The organism is Nocardia nova (genome assembly GCF_002933465.1).
Taxonomy (GTDB): Bacteria; Actinomycetota; Actinomycetes; order Mycobacteriales; family Mycobacteriaceae; genus Nocardia; species Nocardia nova_B.
Window position 1 is genome coordinate 73,128 of the sequence record NZ_PSZE01000005.1, and the last position, 15,456, is coordinate 88,583.

Here is a 15,456-nt window from a genome sequence, read left to right on the forward strand (position 1 = left end):
TCGAGCGCAGATATACCTAACGCTGTTCAAACGTGTGGATTGCCACAATCTCTCGATGGCAGTCATCTTCACCACACTCGACAATCAACTCCTGAACTGCCAACTCATATCCGACAGCGAAAGTCAACATAGGTCTCGCTCAGTGGTATCAGACCTGAAGATCGAAACATCGCCCGTTATGTTGTGCCGATGTTGAGAGCGAGGCTCGGTATCCGGACCCGCATCCTGGCCATCGCAGTGATTCCAAGTTTGACGTTGCTCGGAATCGGTGTGGGCACAGCGGGTTATCTGGTATGGGAGGGGCAACACGCCAAGGACTGGGCATCGATCCTGGGCAATGCCAATGTGCACACTCGCGAGATGATCGCCGCGGTCGAACAGGAACGGATGCTGTCACTGTGGCATCTGGCCGGTGAGCACGGCGACCCCGCCGCTCTCGGCGCGGCTCGCACGCGAGTGGACAATGCCCTGCAGGCCCTGGCCGCCACCGAGAACAAACTGATGACCAGCGGTTCGAATCCGATGGGTGACGACACCGGCGGATTCGAAACCCTCGAGAAGCAACTTCCGGCCATTCGCGGCGGGATCGATGCGGGCGCGCTGCCGATTCCCGAAACCTACGCCATCTACAACCGGATTCTGGATGCCGTCATCGTCGGCACCAATCTCACCATCCCGACCGCACCCGACGCCGCGGTCGCCCAGCAGCTGGCCGGCGGTCTGCGCACGCTGCACGCGATGGAGGGCATGTCGCGCAGCGCCGCCCTGACCGCGGCCGAACTCAACGGCCAGATCCTGGCCGGGCAGATGCGCGACGACTACCGCAACCTGGTCGGCTACTACCGGACCGAACTTCCCCAGCTCGCCACGGATCTCACCGGCCCCCCGGCGGACAAGATCAAGACGGTCATCGCCTCCCCGGCCTGGCAGCAACTGGCCGCGATGGAGGACTACCTCATCCATCCGCCGGCGCCGAACAAGAGCGGCGAATCGCCGCCGCCGATGAGTTTCGCCGATTGGCGCACCTCGGCCGAACAACTCGGCGACCAGCTGCTCGCCGCCTGGCAGTATCAGAACGACCATGCCAACCAGACCGCCGTCGACGACGGCGACCGCACCGCGACCAACTCGCTGTGGGCCGGCGCCGGGATACTGGCGATCGCGATCATCGCCTTCCTGCTGTCGCTGTGGCTGGCCAACCGGTTGATCGGGCGGCTCGAGCGGCTGCGCACCGAAACCCTCGCGCTGGCCGAGGTACGCCTGCCCGAAACGATGCGCCGCCTGAGCGAAGGCGAGAACGTCGATCCCGAGACCGAGGCGGCCCGGCTGGACTTCGGTTACGACGAGATCGGTTCGGTGGCCAAAGCGTTCAACCGCGCCCACACCGCGGCCGTCTCCGCCGCGGTCACCGAGGCGCGCACCCGCGAGGGCGTGCGCGCGGTATTCCTCAACATCGCGCACCGCAGCCAGATCGTGGTGCACCGCCAGCTCGAGATTCTCGACGAAGCCGAACAGCGCCAGGAGGATCCGGCGCTGCTCGAGACCTTCTTCCGGCTCGACCACCTGGCCACTCGCGAACGCCGCAACGCCGAGAATCTCATCATCCTCGGCGGCGGCGAACCCGGCCGGCAGTGGCGGCGCCCAGTGCCGCTGGTCGAACTGGTACGCAGCGCGATCGGTGAAACCCTCGACTACGCACGGGTTCGCGCGCATCGGATGCCGCAGGTGTTCATCGTCGGCAACGTGGTCGCCGACCTCATCCACCTGCTCGCCGAGCTGGTCGACAACGCCACCTCCTTCTCCCCGCCGCAATCACGGGTCGAGGTGAGCGGCACCGTGGTCGGCAAGGGGGTGGCGATCGAGATCAGCGATCAGGGCATGGGCATGCCCGCCGACGAGCTCGAACGCGCCAACGAGATGCTGCGCAACCCACCGGACTTCGGTGTGGCCACACTGTCGGCCAATTCGCGCCTGGGCCTGTTCGTGGTCGCCCAGCTGGGCGCTCGCCACGGCATCACGGTGCGGCTGTCGGAATCCGATTACGGTGGCATCCGCGCCATTGTGCTGGTACCGACCGCCGTTGTCGCCGCCGATGCGCCGCTGGCGGACCATCTGCCCGAACGGTTCGCCGGCCGCCGCCCCGAGCTCGCGATGACCGGTGAGATGCCGGCCATCCCCGCGGCCGAAACGACCTCGGCCGCAACGTCGCTGGCGACCCTGTCGCCGCCGCAACCGCAGGCCTGGCCCGATTACCCGCGCACCGACAGCGCGCCGCGTACCGACGACCGGAGCTGGGCCGACACCTCGGCCCGGCGCGAGGCTCCGCCGCGCCACGAGCTGCCCGCGACGCCCACCGACCAACCGGCGCGTCACAGTCCGCAGCGCCCGTCCTACACTGGCAGCGATGCTCGCCCACCGTTGCCCCGCCGTCGCCGACAGGCCAGTCTGGCACCGGAATTGGCGCACGACCCCCAACTCGACGCTGCGTCCCCGCAGCGGCCGCGCTCGGCGGAACAGGCACGAGACCTGATGTCCGCCATCGAGAACGGAACCAGGCAGGGGCGGCGATCGCAGCCCGGCCCCACCCCGGACGAACAGGAAGGTGAAGGTGACTTCTTCCAACGCAGGTGATCTGAACTGGCTGCTCGACGATCTGGTCGATCGCCTGGCCGGGGTGCGCTACGCGGTGGTGCATTCCACCGACGGGCTGCTGCTGGGCCGCTCCACGTCGATGAGCCGCGAGGACGCCGAACACTTCGGCGCCATGTCGGCCACCCTCTACGGGCTGGCGCGCAGTGCCGGAAACCGGTTCGAGGGGGGCGGCGTACGCCAGGCCGTCATCGAACTCGACCGTGCGGTATTGTTCGTCACCGCGGCCGGTGACAACGCATGTATCGCATTGCAGGCCAACGAGAACGCGAATCTGGGTATGGTGGCCTACGAAATGAATCTGACCGTGCAGCGAGTCGGCGGTTACCTGTCCACCGATCCGCGAAACGGTCTGGCCGAGCACGTGGAGCATAGATTGTCATGACGCGCTTCGGTCAACCGTGGTTCGACGATGCGGCCGGCCCTCTGGTCCGACCGTACGCCGTAACGCGGGGCCGCACCATGGGGGCGGGACACGATCTGGACATGCTCACCCTGGTGGTGACCGTGTCACCGGGTCCGCCGCTGCGGCGCGTCGAACCCGAATACGCGGAAATCGTTCGGCTGTGCCGGACCCCGCAATCGGTGGCCGAAGTCTCGGCGAGACTCGAGTTACCGTTGGCGGTGACCAAGATCCTCGTCGGTGATCTCATCGGCGAGGGTCTGCTGAATTTCCGGGCCCCCGCCCGGACCGACACCGATACCGGCGGGACCGGCGAACTGAACATTTTGCGAGCAGTACTCGATGGAATCCGAAAGCTGTAGAACACCGTGCCTGATATTTCGTCCTCGGCCGACCTGGCTGCCTCGGTCAAAATCCTCGTAGCCGGCGGTTTCGGCGTCGGGAAGACCACCATGGTGTCCTCGATCAGCGAGATCACACCGCTGCGCACCGAGGAACTGATCACCGAATTGTCCACCGGCATCGACGATCTGTCGGGCGTGGAGGGCAAGACCACCACCACCGTGGCGCTGGACTTCGGTCGCATCACCATCGACCAGAACCTGGTGCTGTACCTGTTCGGTACGCCCGGCCAGGACAGATTCTGGTTCCTGTGGGACGAATTGGCGCGCGGCGCGCTCGGAGCGGTGGTCATCGCCGACACCCGCCGGCTGGAGAACTCCTTCGCCGCCATCGATTTCTTCGAACGGCGCGGGCTCTCGTTCGCGGTCGCGGTGAACTGCTTCGACAACGCCCCGGTCTACACCACCGAGGAAGTGCGCGACGCGCTCGATCTCGACGCCCACATTCCCGTGGTGCTCTGCGATGCGCGCGACCGCAGCTCCTGCAAGACGGTGCTGATGACGCTGGTCGAACATCTCATCGCGCGGGCCACCAGCTCGGTGGCCTGAGCGTCGGATCGGCGCGCGGCCGCTCAGCGGGCGGCCGCCACCGGATCCAGCTCGGCGAAGCTGCCGATCCACCGATGCGGCGGCCGCGGCGAATTGGGCTCGCCGGCACGGGTGACGCCGACCGCCTGCCACCCCGCTGCCACCGCGGCATCCAATTCGTCGGGATGGTCGGACAGGAACAGGATCGCCCCTGCCGCCACGCCGATCTCCGCCGCGATGCGGCGATAGGACCGCTCCTCGCGCTTCGGCCCGGCATTGGCCAGATCGAACCAGCCGCTGATCAGCGACGCCAGCTCGCCCCCGCGCGCATACGCGAACCAATCTTGTTGATTGCGCACCGAACCCGACGAATACACCCACAGGGTGAGTCCGGCGCCGTGCCAGGCACGCAGCGCCACGGGTGCGTCGGGGAAGAACTCGCCGAACAGGGCGCCCTCGCGGAATCCCCGAGCGCAGATCACCCCCTGCGCGGTCTTCAGCGGCGCCGCCTTGACGTCGGAATCGAGCCAGCCGCGCAATATGCCGGCGATCTCGTCGAGGTCGGCGTCCGGCCGCCCGGCCAGGTCACGAGTCTGCTCGATCACCGTCTTCGCGGTGCCGTCGGGGTCATCCGCCAGCCACCGCGGCAGTCGGCGGCGGGTGTAGCCGTACAGATCTTCGCGGACCGAGGTGGTGGGGCTGGTGGTGCCCTCGATATCCACGACGACCGCCCGGATCGAAGGGCCCCGGCCGTCGGATCGATGCTCGTCGCTCATGCGGCGACGAGCTCGTCCAGCGTCGGAAAGCCCTGTGCGATGGGATCGCCGGTGAAATCGCCGATCCAGCCGTCGGCCTCTTCGAAGAACCGGATCGCCACGAAGTCCGGGCGGGTTCCCATATCGAACCAGTGTCGCGTCCCCGCGGGCACCGACACCAGATCACCGCCCTCGCAGACCACCGCGACGACCTCCGGTTCCAGGTGCAGGTAGAAGCAGCCGCGACCGGAGACGAAGAAGCGCACCTCGTCCTCGGCGTGGCGATGCTCGGACAGGAACTTCTGCCGCGCCGCGCGCGCCTGTTCGGGCCACTGCGGATCGCTGTCGTCGGGATGCAGCCGGGCCAGGTCGATATGGCGGTAGCGGCCGTCGACGTTGAGATCGCCGATCCGATCCCGGTAGTTCCCGAGGATCTCCTCGGACGCGATGTCGGCGGTCACGGCCTGAGCGGGCCAGCGGTCGAAAACGATTCCGCGCGCAGCCAGTTCGGCCGCGATGCGGTCCGGGTCGGTGGTGTGCAGACGCACGTCGGCCGGATCGGTGTCGGCCGCGATATGCAACAGGGTCATTGCGGTTGCTCCTCGAGAATGCGGTCGGTGGAGATGTCGCGGCGTCCGGTGAGCGACACCAGTTCACACAGGGCCTCCAGGCACTCCGCGCGGTCGCGGGCCTGCGCGAGATCGGCGCCCCAGGCGGTGATGCCGTGCCCGGCGATGAACAGCACCGGCGGGGCCGCCGGATGCGCGCGCAGATATCGGTCGATCTCCGCGCCTATTCTCGACACGTCGGCGTGATTGGGGAAGACCGGAATGTCGATGGTGTCGCCGGAGCGCAGACCCTTGATCAGTTCGAAACCGGTGAATCGCATCGGGTTCGGGGCGCCGATGGAGGCCGCGGTGGCCCGCGGTGAATGCACGTGTACCACCGCCGCGGCCTCGGTCGTGCGGTAGATCGCGGTGTGGATCGCGGTCTCCGCGGAGGGACGGCGGTCCCCGGCCAGCGGTTCGGAGTTCTCGATCCGCACCCGGACCATATCCGCGGCGGTCAACTCACCTTTGGACAGGCCGCTGCCGGTGACGACCGCGGTGGGACCGGAGGCCGCCGAGGCGGTCTCGGATCCCACCCCGGAAGCGCCGTCACGCACGGAGATGTTGCCGGCGGTGCCCGGCATCCACCCGCGGGCGTACAGGTCGCGTGCCAGGGTCGCGATCGCGGCGGCGTTCGGCGAATCGGCGGGGTCCTGGGCAGCGGAATCGGCGGCGCGCGGATCGGCGGCGACGATCGCCTGCGCCGCAAGCGGATTCGTCTCGTCGACCAAGCCGTTCTCGGTGACCACGGCGGTCACCAGTTCGGGCGGTGTGACATCGAAGGCCGGGTTGAAGACCGCGGTGCCCTCGGGGGCGGCCACATAGTCGCCGACGTGGGTGATCTCCGCAGACCCGCGCTGTTCGACGACGATGTCGGCGCCGGTCGCGGTCGCCGCGTCGCGTGTGGATTCGGGCGCCACCACGATGAACGGGATGCCGTGATGGCGAGCGGCCAGTGCCAGTCCGTACGTGCCGATCTTGTTGGCCACCGAGCCGTCGGCGGTGATGCGGTCCGCGCCGACGATCACACAGTCCACCTGCCCGGTCGCGATCGCCCAGGCGGCGGCCGAGTCGACCGTGAGCCGATGCGGAATGCCGGCCTCGGCCAGTTCCCATGTGGTCAGGCGCGCGCCCTGCAGCAGCGGGCGGGTTTCGTCGACCAGGACGCTGTCGATCACGCCGCGCGCGTGCAGCACGCGCAGCGCCCCGATCGCCGTGCCGAACGCGGTGGTGGCCAGACGGCCGGTGTTGCAGTGGGTGAGCATCCGCAGTGGACGATCCGGGCACAGCCGTTGCACCAGGTCGGCGGCGTGTTCGGCGGCGGCCCGGTTGACCCGGCCGTCTTCGGCGAGCAGTGCCTGTGCCTCGGCGAGCACCCCCGCGGCGCCGCCGTCGGCGAATTTCGCCAGGGCTCGTCGCACGCCCCAGGACAGATTCACCGCGGTGGGCCGGGCGCCCTCGATCCGGACGGCCTCGGCTCGGACCTGTGCGGGATCGCCGGGATGGGCGAGCGCGGCGAGCGCGACTCCGAAGGCCCCGGTCACGCCGATCGCGGGGGCGCCGCGCACCGCCAGGGTGGCGATCGCGTCGATCACCTGGTCGACTGTCGTCAGCCGCAGCGTGCGCACCTCGTGCGGCAGCGCGCGCTGATCGATCGTCACCACGGCGCCGTCGACCCACGTGATCGAACTTTCACCCATTCCGCGCACAACCCTCACCACTCGACCCAGCTACCCCTCAAACGGTAGCGAATCAGAGGTCACCGGCCCGCACCAGGTTTACCCTCGCCCGGATCCGATCCTGCGGCTGCCGCTACCGGTCGTGAGCCGTCCCGAAAACGGCAGTGTGCGCACACGTGCACCGCGTGCGCGGCCGCAGGTGGGCTCCGACTCCGCTGTGGCGCTCGCGTACCCTCGCGATCCGGCATGTGCGCGCGGCAAGTGGCCGTGTGTATCCGCGGCTGCACAGCGGCCGATGGCGCCGCGGGCCGGCCGGTCCGGAACCATCCTTTCGCCGACTATCGCTCGAAGACGCTGCCGGTCAGGGTTTTCCGTCGCCGTTTGGGCGAAATGTCGTGCCGTTACCGCAGTTCCGGAGTGGTTGTCCACAGTCGGCGTGTCATCCACAACGGCCGGTGGACAAGCGTGAACAGCGGTTGTTCCACATCGCCGGAGCCACCTGGGCCGAAGGCGTCAGGCGCGCCCGAATGCGAGTGTGACGTTGTGTCCTCCGAACCCGAAGGAATTGCTCAACGCCTGTGAGATTCGCTGTGGACGGGCCATCCCGTGCACGATGTCGAGTTCCACGCCAGGGTCGGGATTGTCGAAATTCAGTGTGGGAGGCACGGTCTGGTCGCGCAGTGTGCACAGGGTGAGGATGGCCTCGAGCGCTCCGACCGCACCGATCGAATGTCCGAGCGCGGACTTCGGCGCGTACACCGACGCATGCTTCGCTACGGCCGCAATGGCGTTGGCTTCCGACGCGTCGCCGATCGGGGTCGAGGTGGCATGCGCGTCGATGTGGTCGATGTCGGCGGCGGTCAGGTCCGCGGTGGCGATGGCCCTGCGCATCGCTCGGGCCGCGCCCGCGCCGTCGGGGTCGGTGCCGGTGATGTGGTAGCCGTCGGAAGTGATTCCCGCGCCGAGAATCCGGCCGTGCACGGTGGCCCCGCGGGCCCGCGCGAACTCCTCCGATTCCAGAACCAGCAGCGCACCCGCCTCTCCGAAGACGACCCCGTCGCGATCGCGGTCGAAAGGCCGTGAGGCCAGGCCGGGTTCGTCGTTGCGGGTACTCATCGCCCGCATCATGGCGAAGCTGGCGATCGGGATCGCCTCGATATATCCCTCCACGCCACCGGCGATCACGACATCGGCCTCGCCTGTGCGAATCAGCCGCCACGCCTGCGCAATTGCCTCCGCGCCCGAGGAACACGCCGAGGTCGGCGCGTAAACCCCTGCCTTCGCGTCGAATTCGAGCCCCACCCGGGCGGCCGGCCCGTTCGGCATCACCATCGGAACCGTCAGCGGCGGCACCTTGCGATACCCGCCCTCCCGCATCGCGTCGACCGCAGTGAGAAAGGCATCCCCGCCACCGAGTCCGGTGCCGACGGCCACCGCGAGGCGTTCGGCGTCGACCTCCGGTGTCCCCGCCTCCGACCAGACCTGGCGGCCGAGTACCAGCGCCAGCTGCTGCACATAGGAGTGCCGACGCTGTTCGATGCGGGTCAGGTGAGCGCCCGGATGTTCGGTCAGCCGCCCGCCGATCCGCACGGGCAGGTCGTAACGCGTCACGAACTCGTCGGTGAGCGGCCCGATCCCGCTCTTGCCCGCCAGCAGCGCCGACCAGGTGCTGTCGAGGTCGGGGCCGAGGCAGGTGGTGGCGGCCATGGCGGTGACGACGACATTCCGCGACGTTTGTGTAGCAGTCGTTACACTCATGCGGATATGAATACCCGTAGCGACCGCTACAGTCAACATGTGCCTCGACCACTCGACCAGGCCCGGCGCGCGGAACTGCTCGCCGGGGTGATCGCCTATATCGGCGAATACGGGTTGACCGAACTCTCGCTGCGTCCGCTGGCGGAATACCTGGGAACCAGCTCGCGCATGTTGATTCACTATTTCGGGACAAAGGAACAGATGCTGATCGCGGCGCTCGAGACCCAGCGCCCCGATATCGCGGGCATGTTCGCCGACGTTCCCGACCTGCCGGCCCTGCGCCGCCGTCTCATCGAATCGTTCAGCGTCAACATCACGACGGAATGGGTGTCCAGCACGCGCGTGCTGTTGCAGGTGATGGGGGTGGCCGCGGTGCCCGACAGCCCGTTCCGTTCCTACGGCGAAGACGCCGTACACGTTCTGGTCACCACGCTCACCGATGTGCTGAGGAGCTTCGAGCCCACCGTCGCCGACCCGGAATCCACCGCCACTCTGCTCATTTCGGGCGTGCGCGGGTTGCTGCAGGACCGGTTCGTCACCGGCGACACCGCCCGCGTGTCGCGCGCGGCGCGGCTGCTGATCACCCAATCGCTCACACTGCCCGAACCCGGCGCCGGTCGATCAGCGGACCCACGGTATCGCTGATAGAACAAGTTTCAGTATTGTTGCCGCCATGGCTTTCGTGATCGATGACACCGTGGAGATCGACGCACCCGCCGAGGTGGTGTGGAAGGTGCTGACCGACCTGGGCAGCTACGGTGAATGGAATCCGTTCGTCATCGAATGCCGCAGCACGCTCGAACCCGGCGATCCGATCGAGATGCACGTGCGGCTGGGTTCGCCGAAGCCGCGCAAGCAGGTCGAATGCATCCGGACCCGCACGCCCGGAATCGAATTCAGCTACAGCATGAAGCCGGTGCCGCTGGGCATCCTGCACAGCCTGCGCTCGCACACCGTGACGCCACTCGACAACGGCCGCACCCGGTACCGGTCGCATTTCGAGCTGGGCGGCCTGCTGGGGCCGGTCGTGACGCTGGCGCTCGGCAAGGCACTGCATTCCGGCTTCGGTGGCATGACCGCGGCGGTCAAGGAGCGCGCAGAATCGCTGCGCTGAGCATCCCTGCGCTGAGCCTCGCAGGCGGTCGAATCCTCGCGTCGGGCGTTCAGGCCTCGAACGGGATCGTGTTGCCCGCGGCGTCGCGGTTCCCGCGACCGGCGTCGATCGCGCTGACGAGTTCGGCGACGTCGGTCCAGGTGCGGGCGGGTTCGCCATCGAGATTGCCGATGTGATACCAGGTTTCGGTATCCCGATAGCGAACCAGTCCCCTGCCCTGCTCGTCGACGGTGACATCGAGTTCGCCGGACACCGTCCCTTCCTCGTCGGTCATGACGGCGGCCTTACCGGTGATTTCGATGATGTCGCCTATGTGAACTCTCCTCGGTGGAGGCAGTCGTCGACCGCGGTGCGCAATGCGGTCTGTTCCGCCGTGTCGATGGTCAAACCGTATTTTACCTTGATGCGAATGTAGCGCTGAACGTACTCGCAGCGGAACACGCCGGGTGGCAGATAATTCGCCGCATCCTGGTCACCCTTGGACCGGTTGGCCGACGGGTCGGAGGCGACCAGATTGATCGCATCGTTGGCGATATTGCGGCGCGTATCGGTGTCGACAGATTGCGCGCCGGAACGCCAGGCCTCGGCCAGCGGGACGATATGTTCGGCGTCGACTCCGGCGGGGTCGGTGATCCATTTGTAGGGCTTGAGTTTTCCGGTCTTGGCGTCGAGTACGCCGTAACGGTCGCGCCAGCCACCGTCCTTGCCGAGCGTCAGTTTGCAGGTCGCCGCGTCGAGGGTCACCGAGCCCGTGGCGTCGCGCAGCATCATCACATCGCGGGTGGTGCATTTGGCGTACTGGGCGTATTTGTCGCCGAATCCGTGTTCGGGAGTGTTCTGATCCCAATGCGGGAATTGTTCGCGGCTGTACCCGGTCATCGGCGCTTCCGGTGCGACGACGAGTTTCCCGAGCAGGGCGTTGACTTCTTTACCGGAAAAGGTAGCGGCGGCAGCGGAATCGGGTTTCGGATCGCTCTTCTTACCAGCCTCGTCGATGAAGCTGTACCCCACGGCCAGCACGATGGCGAGGAGGACGGGCGCCACGATCGCGGCCAACCGGCGCATACCGGGAGAGGATATCTTCACCACCGCGCCCCGATCGTGTGGTCGGGCGCGCACCGCGAGCCGCGGAATGCCCGAGGCCGGAATGCGGTGCCTTCGAGCGCAATCCGAGCAAACCTTCGGACGGTGGGGTACTGATCAACTTGCCGGCCGCATTCGGGCCGTTCACCGTATGTACTTCTCATCGCGCATACAGAGTGTCAACCGGCACCGGCAAACCGCAAGTGCACCAGTTGCTTCCGTAGCCGCTTCGATATGGAGCCGAGGTATATGGGGAGCCGAGGTGGAAAGAGCGGTCCGGCAGGGCACAGCGGCCCCGCCGGACGGGCATCGTCAGCTGTTGAGCTTGTTCAGCCGCTCGCAGGCCTCGAGGTACTCCTCCATCAGGCGCTGCATGACGTCGGAGGTCCGCTCGACCTTGTTCATCATGCCGACGACCTGGCCGACGGGGTTGAAGTTGACGTCCTTGGCCGCCTCGGGATAGCGGTGGCCGCGCTTGACGCCGTCGAGGGCGACCATCATCTGCAGCGGCATGCCCAGCGGATCCGGGGTGTCCGGCCGCTCCCACGCCTCGGTCCAGTCGTTGCGCAGCATGCGGGCGGGCTTACCCGTCCACGCCCGCGACCGCACGGTGTCGTGGCTGGTGGCATCGATGTAGGTCTGCATCTGCGCGGGCGGCACATTGGCCTCCTCGACGGTCAGCCAGATCGAGCCGGTCCACGCACCCGCGGCGCCCATCGCCATCGCGGCGGCGACCTGGCGGCCGTTGCCGATCCCCCCGGCGGCGAGTACCGGCAGATCGCCGACGGCGTCGATCACCTGCGGCCACAGCACCAGCGAGGAGATCTCACCGCAGTGGCCGCCACCCTCGGTGCCCTGGCAGACCACGAAGTCCAAGCCGGCGCGCTTGTGGTTGAGCGCATGCTTGACCGAGCCACACAGTGCGCCGATCAAACGGCCCGAATCCTGGACCTTCTCGACGATGTCGTCGGGCGGGGTGCCGAGCGCGTTGGCGACCAGCTTCGCCTTGGGGTGCTTCAGGATGACGTCGACCTGCGGACCGGCCGTGGTGGCCGTCCAGCCCAGCAGCTGCTCGTGATGTTCGCCCTCGGGCAGCTTCGGGACGCCGTGGTCGGCGAGGATCTTCTCGGCGAAATCGCGGTGGCCCTGCGGAACCAGTTTGGCCAGTTCGGCTTCCAGCTGCGCGGGGCTCAGTCCGTCGATGCCCTTGCCCTCGTACTTGGACGGGATGACGAGGTCGACGCCGTACACGCCGTGCACATGTTCATCGAGCCAGGCCAGTTCGACCTCCAGCTCCTCGGCGGTGAAACCGACCGCACCCAGGACGCCGAGCCCGCCGGCGTTGCTCACCGCGGCGGCCACGTCGCGGCAATGGGTGAAAGCGAAGATGGGGACATCGATGCCCAGTCGTTCGCAGATCTCGGTATGCATGGCGGGGTGACTCCTCTGGTCTTCCGGCGCTGGAACTTCGCCACAACACTAGAACACGTTTCATATTAAGACTAGTGACTCATCGATCAGGAATCGAGAGTTGAGCCGAAAATGCCGGTCGATGGCGGTTACACGCCGTTGTCGAGGAGGAGGTCATCGGCCCGTTTTCGCCATTCAGTGTGGGCAACATGTTCTAGTTAGGCGTCGATCAACCGCTCCACCGAGCCTGCGGCGTCCGGATGGGTGCGACCTTTGCCGACCGGCCGGTTCCGCGTGCGTCGCCCGGAGACGTGGAATGCTCCTGGGATGGATGTGATCGGGCCGGGGGTGTGCCGGTGACCTACGAATCGGAATTGGATCCGGCCGCGGTGGAGATCGGCGGGTTCTTCCCGCACGCTCCGGCCCTGCTGTGGCGGGCGCTGACCGAACCGGATCTGGTCGAACGCTGGCTGATGCGGTCGATCGGGCTCGAACCGGTGGCGGGCACGCATTTCATCTTCGCGGTTCCGACCGAGCCGAGCGCGGAGATCGCGTGTGAAGTGCTGGCGGCCCGCGCGGGTGAACAATTGACCTACACCTGGATCGACCTGCGGGCGAAGTTTCCCGCCCGGTGGGTGGTCGACTGGGTGCTCGAGGCGCAGGGGCGCGGGACGCGAGTGTTGTTGACTCAGACCGGTTTCGACATCGGCGATCGGCGGCAGAAGATGGCCCGCAACGCGATGGAGCGGGGATGGCGGGGCACCTTGAACCGGCTGCACGAGGTGCTCGACGAGGTCGAACCCTGATCCGCGCGGGTTGTCTGCTCTGTCGGGTGAACAGTCAGCGCCGCGGCGGCGCTGGCTCCATGTGCACCACCTTGGTGGTGGTCATCTCGTCGAGAAGTTCGGGACCATAACCGAATCCGGTGCCGGACGTGCCGCGCGGTTGCGCCGCGCCGCCGGGCGCGCCACCGAAGACCGACGTGCCGGTGCCCTCAGGAATCCGCCCGCCCACCAGCGCTTTCGCGCCGCCCGAGATCGCCTCCCGCACCTGGGTGTGCACCTGCGTGCGCAGCCGCTCGTCGACCAGCGGTTGCCGATCGAGATTCCACCGCCGCGCCTGTTCGCACAGTACGGCCCGCTCGCGCAGGCTCGGTAGCTGTGCCGCCACCTCGAGCATGCGGTCGAACTTCTCCTCGTCGCGTTCTCGCCGCCACTGTTCGTGACACAGGTACTGCCGCCGCCCGCCCGCATCCACCCGACCGCTTGAATGAGTCCCTGCGCATTGCGCATCACGCGATACCCGCGCGGGGAGCGATCATGCGAGCTCGGTGGAGCCGCGGCCCGCGGGTGGCCTGTGTTCGAGCGTGCGGACCAGGGCCGCGGCGAGCAGCGCGACCGTCCGATCGTCGTCGTCTATCAAGGGCCGCAACGTATTCAGCGCGAGGCAGCCGGGCAGCTCCGCCAGTGCCTGGGTGAGCCGGAGCCGCACCGGTGAACCCGGCGGATGTGCGGCCAGCTCGCCGGCCAGTGCGCCCAGGATGCGATCCGCCCACTGCGCGTCGCGAGCCAGCGATCCCAGGAGTTCGGCCGCTTCGACGTCGTTCGGGCCCTCGATTACGGTGGCGACGAGTTCCGGAACCGCGCGGGTCTCCCCACGCGCGCCGAGGGCGAGTGCGGAGATCCTGCGGACGGTCGCGTCCGCGTCGGTGAGCGCCTCCAGTAGCACCGCGCCGGCCTCCTTCCCGGATATCTCGGCGAGCGCCGCCACCGCCCGCCGTCGGACCTCGACATCGGCGGAGTCCAGGCCGGCGGCCACGTGCAGCACTCCCTCCGCTCCGGCCCGCGCGAGCGCCCATCGCAGCGCCCCCGCGACATAGGGATCGGATTCGGTGAGCACCGCCTCGGCGAGCAGCTCGACCGGCATCTCCTCGGCCGGAGCGAGGACGGCCTGCTGCCGACGGGCGGCATCGGACGACCCCAGTCCGCGCAAGAGCTCGACGATGCGCAGCGCGTCCTGCCAGCCGGAGGGTTCGGCCGCCTCGACCGCACGCAGTCGTTCGAGCAGCTCCCGGTCCCGGCTCAAGCGCTCTTCGGTCGCTCGCACGAGGTCGCCGACCAGTGCGGACGGCGTGAAGCCGGGGTCGTCGAGGGCCCGCCCGATCTGGGTCAGCGACAGGCCCAGTGACCGCAGACCTTCGACATGGAAGATCCGCCGGATGTCCTCGACCGAATATTCCCGGTAGCCGCCGATGGTGCGGCCGGTCGGCCGCACCAGCCCCAGCGAGTCGTAGTGCCGGAGCATCCGGGCGCTCACTCCCGAATAACGGGCCACTTCGCCGATCAGCACGCGGCCGACTCCTCCCGGTCCGGTCCGAGCGCACGAACCCTTCTGGCCTCGTCGATCGCGAGGTCGAAACCGGCGTCCGGATCATGTAGCAGGCCTTCGGTGGCGCGCGCGTGTGCCCGCACCACCGGATCCGGGTTCGTCATCGCCGACCGCAGAACCGGTTCGACGACCTCGCCCAAAGCGACCAGGGCGCGGCTCAAACTCAGCCGCACCTCCCGGTCCCCGCGGCCGAACTGGGTCGCCAGTGTCTGCGCCAGCACGTCCCGGTCGGCGTCGGGCACGAGGATGACGGCGGCCCGCCACGCACTGCGTGCGACGTCGTCGTCGCTGTCCTGCAGCAACGACCGCGTGATCGCGGGCCAGGCGCCGCGGTCCCCGATCTTGGACAGGGTGTGCAGCGCTTGGCTGCGCGCCTGGGGACGGTCCGAATCCAGTTGCGCACGCAGTTTCGGAACTGTGACCGCAGCCGGTAGCCGGGTGAGCGCCCAGGTGAGCATGTCGCGCACGAAGAAGTCCGGCTCGATCGCGCACCGCTCGACCAGCGCATCGACCATATCGGCCGCGGGACGGGTGCCGAGCGCCAGCGCCGCCTCGAGCCGTGTCGACGAGTTGTCCGCCGCCAGTGCGTCGAGTACTCGCGTGTTCTGTGTGTTCCTGTGTGTCGAAGTCATCGGAACCACCTCCGGAAGTCCAGTGAAGACCTTGTCACGATGGCAAGG

The 15,456-nt window shown here is 67.8% G+C and carries 17 protein-coding genes; 7 read left to right on the forward strand and 10 right to left on the reverse strand.

Translation table 11 applies throughout. From position 1 onward, the window contains the following. Positions 1-189: 189 nt before the first annotated feature. From C5E41_RS07945 to C5E41_RS07960, 4 genes are read left to right on the forward strand one after another with little or no spacing between them, the layout of a single operon-like run. Positions 190-2,631 (forward strand): sensor histidine kinase, encoded by a 2,442-nt coding sequence (locus C5E41_RS07945; RefSeq protein ID WP_104375204.1) that lies wholly within the window; start codon positions 190-192, stop codon positions 2,629-2,631. Further along, positions 2,609-3,034 carry a roadblock/LC7 domain-containing protein gene (locus tag C5E41_RS07950; RefSeq protein ID WP_104375387.1) on the forward strand — a complete coding sequence of 142 codons (426 nt, stop codon included), beginning with the start codon at positions 2,609-2,611 and terminating at the stop codon, positions 3,032-3,034. Before C5E41_RS07945 ends, C5E41_RS07950 begins: the two co-directional genes overlap by 23 nt. Then, entirely contained in the window at positions 3,031-3,414 is a 384-nt protein-coding gene (locus C5E41_RS07955) for a DUF742 domain-containing protein (RefSeq protein ID WP_104375205.1), read from the forward strand. Before C5E41_RS07950 ends, C5E41_RS07955 begins: the two co-directional genes overlap by 4 nt. A gap of 6 nt (positions 3,415-3,420) precedes the next feature. Then, entirely contained in the window at positions 3,421-4,002 is a 582-nt protein-coding gene (locus C5E41_RS07960; protein WP_030514367.1) for a GTP-binding protein, read from the forward strand. Between the two features lie 23 nt (positions 4,003-4,025). On the opposite strand, the gene mtnC is transcribed toward C5E41_RS07960, so the two are convergent. From mtnC to C5E41_RS07980, 4 genes are all read right to left on the reverse strand, one after another. Continuing rightward, complete coding sequence (gene mtnC / locus C5E41_RS07965; protein WP_104375206.1) at positions 4,026-4,757, reverse strand: acireductone synthase; 732 nt, start codon at positions 4,755-4,757, stop codon at positions 4,026-4,028. Further along, positions 4,754-5,326 carry a 1,2-dihydroxy-3-keto-5-methylthiopentene dioxygenase gene (locus tag C5E41_RS07970; protein ID WP_104375207.1) on the reverse strand — a complete coding sequence of 191 codons (573 nt, stop codon included), beginning with the start codon at positions 5,324-5,326 and terminating at the stop codon, positions 4,754-4,756. Before C5E41_RS07970 ends, mtnC begins: the two co-directional genes overlap by 4 nt. Continuing rightward, positions 5,323-7,044: an S-methyl-5-thioribose-1-phosphate isomerase gene (gene mtnA, locus C5E41_RS07975; protein ID WP_104375208.1), complete on the reverse strand. Its 1,722-nt coding sequence runs from the start codon at positions 7,042-7,044 to the stop codon at positions 5,323-5,325. The genes C5E41_RS07970 and mtnA overlap by 4 nt, the downstream gene beginning before the upstream one ends. 492 nt (positions 7,045-7,536) lie before the next feature. Continuing rightward, positions 7,537-8,781: a KasA/KasB family beta-ketoacyl-ACP synthase gene (locus C5E41_RS07980; RefSeq protein WP_104375209.1), complete on the reverse strand. Its 1,245-nt coding sequence runs from the start codon at positions 8,779-8,781 to the stop codon at positions 7,537-7,539. Positions 8,782-8,820: 39 nt separating this feature from the next. Here C5E41_RS07980 and C5E41_RS07985 point away from each other — a divergent pair, with 39 nt between their 5' ends. Both C5E41_RS07985 and C5E41_RS07990 read left to right on the forward strand, forming a co-directional pair. Further along, complete coding sequence (locus C5E41_RS07985; RefSeq protein WP_104375388.1) at positions 8,821-9,426, forward strand: TetR/AcrR family transcriptional regulator; 606 nt, start codon at positions 8,821-8,823, stop codon at positions 9,424-9,426. Between the two features lie 28 nt (positions 9,427-9,454). Further along, positions 9,455-9,895, forward strand: a complete 441-nt coding sequence (locus C5E41_RS07990; protein ID WP_104375210.1) for an SRPBCC domain-containing protein — start codon at positions 9,455-9,457, stop codon at positions 9,893-9,895. Positions 9,896-9,944: 49 nt separating this feature from the next. Here the strand turns inward: C5E41_RS07990 and C5E41_RS07995 are convergent, their stop codons facing one another. From C5E41_RS07995 to C5E41_RS08005, 3 genes are all read right to left on the reverse strand, one after another. Further along, positions 9,945-10,169 carry a hypothetical protein gene (locus C5E41_RS07995; RefSeq protein ID WP_082857040.1) on the reverse strand — a complete coding sequence of 75 codons (225 nt, stop codon included), beginning with the start codon at positions 10,167-10,169 and terminating at the stop codon, positions 9,945-9,947. 35 nt (positions 10,170-10,204) lie between these two features. Continuing rightward, positions 10,205-10,960 (reverse strand): HNH endonuclease family protein, encoded by a 756-nt coding sequence (locus C5E41_RS08000; protein WP_104375211.1) that lies wholly within the window; start codon positions 10,958-10,960, stop codon positions 10,205-10,207. Positions 10,961-11,290: 330 nt separating this feature from the next. Next, positions 11,291-12,409, reverse strand: a complete 1,119-nt coding sequence (locus C5E41_RS08005) for an NAD(P)H-dependent flavin oxidoreductase (protein WP_104375212.1) — start codon at positions 12,407-12,409, stop codon at positions 11,291-11,293. A gap of 335 nt (positions 12,410-12,744) precedes the next feature. Between C5E41_RS08005 and C5E41_RS08010 the strand changes: the two genes are divergently transcribed. Beyond that, on the forward strand, positions 12,745-13,194 hold the full coding sequence (locus tag C5E41_RS08010; RefSeq protein WP_104375389.1) for an SRPBCC family protein: 450 nt from the start codon (positions 12,745-12,747) through the stop codon (positions 13,192-13,194). Between the two features lie 34 nt (positions 13,195-13,228). Here C5E41_RS08010 and C5E41_RS36145 read toward each other — a convergent pair whose 3' ends face one another. From C5E41_RS36145 to C5E41_RS08030, 3 genes are read right to left on the reverse strand one after another with little or no spacing between them, the layout of a single operon-like run. Next, complete coding sequence (locus tag C5E41_RS36145; RefSeq protein WP_439956531.1) at positions 13,229-13,645, reverse strand: hypothetical protein; 417 nt, start codon at positions 13,643-13,645, stop codon at positions 13,229-13,231. Between the two features lie 60 nt (positions 13,646-13,705). Further along, positions 13,706-14,737: a MerR family transcriptional regulator gene (locus C5E41_RS08025; RefSeq protein ID WP_104375213.1), complete on the reverse strand. Its 1,032-nt coding sequence runs from the start codon at positions 14,735-14,737 to the stop codon at positions 13,706-13,708. Next, the gene (locus tag C5E41_RS08030; RefSeq protein WP_104375214.1) at positions 14,731-15,408 is read right to left on the reverse strand and encodes a HEAT repeat domain-containing protein; all 678 of its coding nucleotides are present in this window, start codon (positions 15,406-15,408) and stop codon (positions 14,731-14,733) included. The genes C5E41_RS08025 and C5E41_RS08030 overlap by 7 nt, the downstream gene beginning before the upstream one ends. Positions 15,409-15,456: the final 48 nt, after the last annotated feature.

Coding starts and splice junctions, on each gene's coding strand:
- C5E41_RS07945 (WP_104375204.1), top strand. CDS start 190: ATGTTGAGAGCGAGGCTCGGTATCCGGACCCGCATCCTGGCCATCGCA.
- C5E41_RS07955 (WP_104375205.1), top strand. CDS start 3,031: ATGACGCGCTTCGGTCAACCGTGGTTCGACGATGCGGCCGGCCCTCTG.
- mtnC (WP_104375206.1), bottom strand. CDS start 4,757: ATGAGCGACGAGCATCGATCCGACGGCCGGGGCCCTTCGATCCGGGCG.
- C5E41_RS07970 (WP_104375207.1), bottom strand. CDS start 5,326: ATGACCCTGTTGCATATCGCGGCCGACACCGATCCGGCCGACGTGCGT.
- mtnA (WP_104375208.1), bottom strand. CDS start 7,044: ATGGGTGAAAGTTCGATCACGTGGGTCGACGGCGCCGTGGTGACGATC.
- C5E41_RS07980 (WP_104375209.1), bottom strand. CDS start 8,781: ATGAGTGTAACGACTGCTACACAAACGTCGCGGAATGTCGTCGTCACC.
- C5E41_RS07990 (WP_104375210.1), top strand. CDS start 9,455: ATGGCTTTCGTGATCGATGACACCGTGGAGATCGACGCACCCGCCGAG.
- C5E41_RS07995 (WP_082857040.1), bottom strand. CDS start 10,169: ATGACCGACGAGGAAGGGACGGTGTCCGGCGAACTCGATGTCACCGTC.
- C5E41_RS08000 (WP_104375211.1), bottom strand. CDS start 10,960: ATGCGCCGGTTGGCCGCGATCGTGGCGCCCGTCCTCCTCGCCATCGTG.
- C5E41_RS08005 (WP_104375212.1), bottom strand. CDS start 12,409: ATGCATACCGAGATCTGCGAACGACTGGGCATCGATGTCCCCATCTTC.
- C5E41_RS08030 (WP_104375214.1), bottom strand. CDS start 15,408: ATGACTTCGACACACAGGAACACACAGAACACGCGAGTACTCGACGCA.